Here is a 6,250-nt window from a genome sequence, read left to right on the forward strand (position 1 = left end):
ATTTTGTGCCAATGTCGATATCCTGCTTTTGCAGGGCGCCGGGCGGCCGTTCTATTTCCGCCGCATCGCATCCAGCAGCGCCGCGCCGAGCGCCCCCTGCCCGCCCCCATCCCGCTCCTTCGGCGCCGGCGGCCGCGGCGCGCCCCGCGCCGCCTCGCCGCCGCGCCCGCCGATCGGCTCGCCGGCCTTCCGCCCGCCATCCCGACGCATCGACAGGGCGATGCGCTTGCGCTTCACGTCGACCTCGATGACGCGCACCGTCACGACGTCCCCGACCTTGACCACCTCGGCGGCCTCCTTCACCCGGCGGTCGGCGAGCTCGGAGATGTGGACGAGGCCGTCCTGGTGCACGCCGATGTCGACGAAGGCGCCGAAGGCGGCGACGTTGGTGACGACGCCCTGCAGGCTCATGCCGGGCCGGAGGTGGCCGATCTCCTCGATGCCCTCGGCGAAGGTCGCGGTCTTGAACTGCGGGCGGGGGTCGCGGCCGGGCTTCTCCAGCTCGGCCAGGATGTCCTTGACCGTCGGCAGGCCGAAGCGCTCGTCGACGAATTTCGCCGGGCTGAGCCCGCGCAGCATCGCCGCGTCGCCCATCAGGCTGCGCACGTCGCGGCCGCAGGCAGCGACGATGCGCTTGGCCACGGGATAGGCCTCGGGATGCACGGCCGAGGCATCGAGCGGCTCCTTGCCGCCGTTGATCCTGAGGAACCCGGCGCATTGCTCGAAGGTGCGCGGCCCGAGCCGCGGCACCGACAGGAGCTCGCGCCGCGAGCCGAACGAGCCGTGCTCGTTGCGGTGGACGATGATGGCGTCGGCGAGCGAGGCGCCGAGGCCCGAGACGCGCGCCAGCAGGGCGGCGGAGGCGGTGTTGAGGTCGACGCCGACCGCGGTCACCGCATCCTCCACGACGGCGTCGAGGGCGCGGGCGAGCTTGGCCTGGCTGACGTCGTGCTGGTACTGGCCGACGCCGACGGCCTTGGGCTCGATCTTGACCAGCTCGGCCAGCGGGTCCTGCAGCCGGCGGGCGATGGAGACGGCGCCGCGCAGCGACACGTCGAGATCCGGCATCTCCGCGGCGGCGAGCTCGGAGGCGGAATAGACCGAGGCGCCGGCCTCGGACACCACCATCTTGGCGGGCTTGGGCGCCGGCAGCTCGGAGACGAGCGCCTGCACCAGCCGGTCGGTCTCGCGGCTCGCCGTGCCGTTGCCGATGGCGATCAGCTCGACGCCGTGCTTGCGGATCAGCCCGGCCAGCGCCGCGGTGGCGCCGCGCACGTCGTTCCTGGGCTGGAAGGGATAGACGGTCGCCGTGTCGACCAGCTTGCCGGTGCGGTCCACCACCGCGACCTTGACGCCGGTACGGATGCCGGGGTCGAGGCCCATCGTCACCTTGGCGCCGGCCGGGGCGGCGAGCAGCAGGTCCTTCAAGTTGCGGGCGAAGACGCGGATCGCCTCCTCCTCGGCCCGCTCGCGGACGGCGGCCATCATGTCGATCGAGACATGGGTGGAGATCTTCACCCGCCAGGCCCAGCGGGCGACGCCCATCAGCCACGTATCCGCCGCGCCGCCGCCGCGGATGCCGTAGGCGCTCGCAATCATCGCCTCCACCGGCTTGACCGGCGCGGCATCGTCGGCGTCGACCTCGAGGTCGAGGGTGATCACCCCTTCCTCGCGGGCGCGCAGCAGCGCCAGCACCCGGTGGCTCGGCGCATCGGCCCAGCGCTCGGCATGGTCGAAATAGTCGGAGAACTTGGCGCCTTCCTCCTCCTTGCCCGCCACCACCCGGGCCCGCAGCATGGCCTTGCGCTGCATGTGGCCGCGGATCCGGCCGACCAGCTCGGCATTCTCGGCGAATTCCTCGGCCAGGATGTCGCGGGCGCCGTCGAGCGCCGCCTTGGCATCCGCCACCTTCTCGCCGAGATAGGCCTTGGCCGCCTCCGCCGGATCGAGGGTGCGGTCGGCCATCACGGCACGGGCGAGCGGCTCCAGGCCGTTCTCGCGCGCCGTATCGGCCTTGGTCTTCCGCTTCTGGCGGTAGGGCAGGTAGAGATCCTCGAGCTCGGCCTTGGTCTCGGCCTTGCCGATCTTGCCGGCGAGCTCGGGCGTGAGCTTGCCCTGCTCCTGGATCGAGGACAGGATGGCGGCGCGCCTCGCCTCCAGCTCCCTGATATAGCCGAGGCGCTCCTCCAGCCGGCGCAGCTGGGTATCGTCGAGGCCGCCGGTCGCCTCCTTGCGGTAGCGGGCGACGAAGGGCACGGTGGCGCCGCCGTCGAGGAGGGCGATCGCCGCGGCGGCCTGCTCCGCCCGGCATGAGATCTCGGCGGCAATGCGGGCGGCAAGCTCGGCTTCGGTCATGGCGGTCTCCAGAATCGGCGGCGACCATGCCGCTTCGGCGCGCGCTTGTCAGCCCTGGGGCGGATGCCGATCCACGGGAAGCCGCACGGCGGCCTGCCGCCGCTCAGCCCTGCGCGCGCTTGCCGAACCAGAAATCGAGCTCGCGCAGCCGCCGCCTGTCGCTGCCCGCATCCGATCCCGGAGCGCCGATCTGCCAGGCGTCGTCGTCGGCGAGGCCCTGCCATGCCGGCTTGCCGTGCTGGGCCTGCACGGACTGGCGCCAGCGGTACTGGCTGTAGACCTGCATGATGTGGCCGGCATATTGGCTGGCGAGATCGCCGTCGCCCTCGATCAGCAGGAGGTTCTCGTCGTTCACCCCGCTCGCCTTCGGGCCCATGTTGTGCGAGCCGGTCATGACAACGGGCTTCTGGCCATAGGGGTCGATGACGATGACCTTGCTGTGCACCATGGCGAAGGTGCGCGGCAGCTTGAGCAGCTCCTCGTGCCAATAGGCGAAGGGCCCGGGAATGGCGGCCGGCAGCACGACGTCGGCATTGGCGTCGATGCGCTCGCCGCGGTTGAACAGCGTCACCGGATTCTTGGCCGTGCCTGGATTCTGGTTCAGCACGCCCTGGATGTAGAGGTCGGGGTCATGGTGCTGGCCGCTGGGCGAGGCGAGGTCGACGATGTCGTTGAACAGCGTGCCGCGCGGGCCGGGGTTGAACATCAGGAACAGGATGCCCTCCCGCGCGCCGCGGATCAGCTCGCCCGCCTGCTCGAGGTCGAGCTGGCCGTGCATCGGGGTGAACCAGAGCGTGGCGCCGTCGAGCCCCCGCACCGTGCGGGGCGTCCCGTCGGCGGTGAAGAGGCTGGCGGGGGAGGCATCGCCGCAGTCGGCCAACCTCTTCCACTGGTCGAGATAGTCCTGCGCCAGCCCGGCATTGCGCACCAGCACCGCGTTGTTGGCCTGGGTGCACAGGCCCGTCATGGTCCAGTTGGTGCTGCCGGTCCACACCGCCTGCGGCGCCTGCTGCGCGTCGCAGATCACCAGGAACTTGTTGTGCGCCAGGGCGCGAGGCGCAGTCATGCGGTCGCGCAGGTCGCACATCGACAGGGCGGCGCGCGCGGCGGCATTCTCGTCCTCGCCCTTGTGCTTGACGCTGCCATTGCCGAGCACGACATGGGCGCGCGCGCCGAAGGCCCGGACGAGCGGGATCAGCTCGGGGTCGTCGAGCTCGAACAGGGCGGCGAAGACATGGCCGCCATCGCGTTCCGTCTCCGTCAGCAGGCTCGTCAGCGTCTCGTGCACCGGGCCGCCGAGGAAGTTGCGGATCCGGTCGCCCGGCGTGGCGATGATCTGGCGCAGCGCCTGGTCGGGATGGGCGTCGGGCAGCAGCCGCGCCAGCCACTGGCTGGCGACGATGCCGCGGTTGAAGAAGCAGGAGATCCGCCCCGCGGTCTCGGCGCCGATCTCGACCACCTCGCTCCAGGCCGAGGCGTTGGCGTCGTCCTCGGTCAGCGCGTCGGCCGATCCGACCATGGGCGCGACGCGATAGGCGACCTGGTCTCCGGGCCCGACCATGAAGTCCGACCAGACATATTTCTGGATCGGCCACTGCGTCGTCGGCTTGCGCGTGCCCGGCGCGACCTGCGGTCCGTTGGCGAAGCCGACCCAGCTCGACACCAGCTCGACGGCGAAGCCGTTCTCGCTGCCCGTCGTCTCCGGGCTCGGCGCGCTCCCGGCCGCCCGCTTGACGCGCCGGGTGAGGGCGAAGCCGCGGCAGCTCTCGATGAAGGGTGCCTGCCAGGCGAGAAAGGCGCTGTCGACGCCGGCGCGCACGACGAGATCCACTGGCATCCGCTCCTCCCATCATCCATCATTCCGCAACGGAATTGTAGATCGAGAGACGTCTTTCAGCCAGATCTATTGGAACATCGTGGCAATTTCACGCTGACGCGCAGATGAAACAGCGCATCATTACTTAGCCAACTTCGGAAAAAACAATTCCGCCCCGAAGCTGCGGCGACGCTACACCGACCGCATCAGCCCGCCGTCGACCCGGATGTTCTCGCCGGTGATGTAGCCGGCGTCGGGCGAGGCGAGGAAGGCGATGGTGCCGGCGATCTCGGCCATGGTGCCGTAGCGCTGCATCGGCACGCTCTCGCGCCGCTCCTCGGTGCCGGGCAGGCTGTCGATCCAGCCGGGCAGGACGTTGTTCATGCGCACGTTGAAAGGCGCATAGGTCTCGGCGAAGATCTTGGTGAAGGCGGCGAGGCCGGCGCGGGCCACCGCCGAGGTCGGGAACATCGGCGTCGGCTCGAAGGCCCAGGCGGTGGAGATGTTGACGATCGAGCCGGAGCGCTGCGCCTGCATGATCGGCGTCACCAGCCGGGTCGGCCTGACGGCGCTGAGGAAATAGACCTCCATGCTGCGGTGCCAGTCCTCGTCGGAGATCTCCAGGATCGGGGCGCGCGGGCCGTGGCCGGCGCTGTTGACCAGCACGTCGACCCGGCCCCAGCGCGCCACCACGGCGTCGACCAGGCGCTTCAGGTCGTCGTTGGACTCGTTGGAGCCGGTGACGCCGATGCCGCCGAGCTCCTGGGCCAGCGTCTCGCCCTTGCCGGACGAGGACAGGATGGCGACGGCATAGCCGTCGGCGGCGAGGCGGCGCGCCGCGGCGGCGCCCATGCCGCTGCCGCCGGCGGTGACGATGGCGACCTTGTCGGCCATGGCTTGTCTCCCTTTCAACTTCAGGCGGAACGCCGGGGATTCCCTGCCCTCGTTTCCGACGGGGCAAGGAGGCGGGACGCCGGCGCCGTTCCACTCTTTCCCAACTCTTAGGCCGTGCGGGCGCCGCCAACCATCGATTTCTGGTGCGCAGACCCTGTAGCGTTGCTACACCCTCGCGATGTCGCGGATGCCGCCCCTCGCCAGCCTGCGCGCCTTCGATGCCGCGGCGCGCCACCTCAACTTCCGGCTCGCCGCCGAGGAGCTGAACGTCACGCATGGCGCGGTGGCGCAGCAGATCCGGGCGCTGGAGGCGAGCCTCGGCGCAAGGCTGTTCGAGCGCGAGCCCCGCGGCCTGGCGCTCACGCCGACGGGGCGTGCCATGCATCCGCAGATCCGACGCGCCTTCGCACTGATCGCCGGCGCGCTGGCCTCGGTCGAGCCGACACGCGAGCGCGATCGGCGCGGGGTCACCGTGACGGTGACGCCGTCCTTCGCGGCCCGGTGGCTCATTCCCCGCCTCGGACACTTCGCGGCGATCGCTCCGGATGTCGAGGTCCGCGTGCTGGCGTCGGAAGCGATGGAGCGTCTGGGCGGCCACGGCCTGCCCGACCTCGCCGTTCGGCTCTCGGCGCCACCGTTCGAACGCGCGGTCGAGGCCGAGCTACTCCTCGCGGGCGACCTGTTTCCGGTCTGCAGCCCGTCCCTCGCCGGGAAGCTGTCGACGCCGGCCGATCTCGCCGGGGCGACGCTGCTGCACGACGCCCATGATGCCTGGCCGCTCTGGCTGGAACTGGCGAACGCTCCGGCGCCGCCGGCTGTCGGCCGGCGCTTCAACCAGACCGCGCTGGCGCTGGGCGCCGCGCTCGACGGCCAGGGCGTGGCGCTGGCTCCCGCCGCGCTGGTGGCGGACGACCTGGCGCAGCGCCGCCTCGTCGCCCCCTTCGGCGGCCGGATGCGCCTCGCCTCCGGGCGAGCCTTCTACCTCATCACGCCGAGGCTGGCGCGGACGCGGCCGGAGGTTTCGGCGTTCCGAGACTGGCTGCTGGCCGAGAGCCGGGCCGCCGTGTCGTGGGCCTAGGCAGAATCTCAGAACCTAAGCAGAGTTTCGGGGGGGGGGGGGGGGGGGGGGGCGGGCCCCCCCCCCCCCCCCGGGCGGCGGGGGGGGCGGGCCCGCGCGCCGCGCGC

The 6,250-nt window shown here is 71.3% G+C and carries 4 protein-coding genes; 1 reads left to right on the forward strand and 3 read right to left on the reverse strand.

Annotated elements, in window-relative coordinates; genetic code table 11:
• Positions 1 to 51 precede the first annotated feature (51 nt).
• The 3 genes from QO011_RS40045 to QO011_RS40055 form a co-directional block, all read right to left on the reverse strand.
• The gene (locus tag QO011_RS40045; RefSeq protein WP_307285585.1) at positions 52 to 2,355 is read right to left on the reverse strand and encodes a Tex family protein; all 2,304 of its coding nucleotides are present in this window, start codon (positions 2,353 to 2,355) and stop codon (positions 52 to 54) included.
• A gap of 103 nt (positions 2,356 to 2,458) precedes the next feature.
• Positions 2,459 to 4,192, reverse strand: coding sequence for a phospholipase D-like domain-containing protein (locus tag QO011_RS40050; RefSeq protein WP_307285587.1), 1,734 nt, complete (start codon positions 4,190 to 4,192; stop codon positions 2,459 to 2,461).
• A 171-nt stretch (positions 4,193 to 4,363) separates the two neighbouring features.
• The gene (locus tag QO011_RS40055) at positions 4,364 to 5,065 is read right to left on the reverse strand and encodes an SDR family oxidoreductase (protein WP_307285590.1); all 702 of its coding nucleotides are present in this window, start codon (positions 5,063 to 5,065) and stop codon (positions 4,364 to 4,366) included.
• 187 nt (positions 5,066 to 5,252) lie between these two features.
• Between QO011_RS40055 and QO011_RS40060 the strand changes: the two genes are divergently transcribed.
• A complete protein-coding gene (locus tag QO011_RS40060; RefSeq protein ID WP_307285592.1) occupies positions 5,253 to 6,143 on the forward strand; it encodes a LysR substrate-binding domain-containing protein in 891 nt (296 codons plus the stop codon).
• Positions 6,144 to 6,250: the final 107 nt, after the last annotated feature.

Source organism: Labrys wisconsinensis (genome assembly GCF_030814995.1).
Lineage (GTDB): Bacteria > Pseudomonadota > Alphaproteobacteria > Rhizobiales > Labraceae > Labrys > Labrys wisconsinensis.

What these genes read in the sequence shown, in the direction of transcription:
- QO011_RS40045 (WP_307285585.1), bottom strand. Translation starts at nt 2,355, where the DNA reads ATGACCGAAGCCGAGCTTGCCGCCCGCATTGCCGCCGAGATCTCATGC.
- QO011_RS40050 (WP_307285587.1), bottom strand. Translation starts at nt 4,192, where the DNA reads ATGCCAGTGGATCTCGTCGTGCGCGCCGGCGTCGACAGCGCCTTTCTC.
- QO011_RS40055 (WP_307285590.1), bottom strand. Translation starts at nt 5,065, where the DNA reads ATGGCCGACAAGGTCGCCATCGTCACCGCCGGCGGCAGCGGCATGGGC.
- QO011_RS40060 (WP_307285592.1), top strand. Translation starts at nt 5,253, where the DNA reads ATGCCGCCCCTCGCCAGCCTGCGCGCCTTCGATGCCGCGGCGCGCCAC.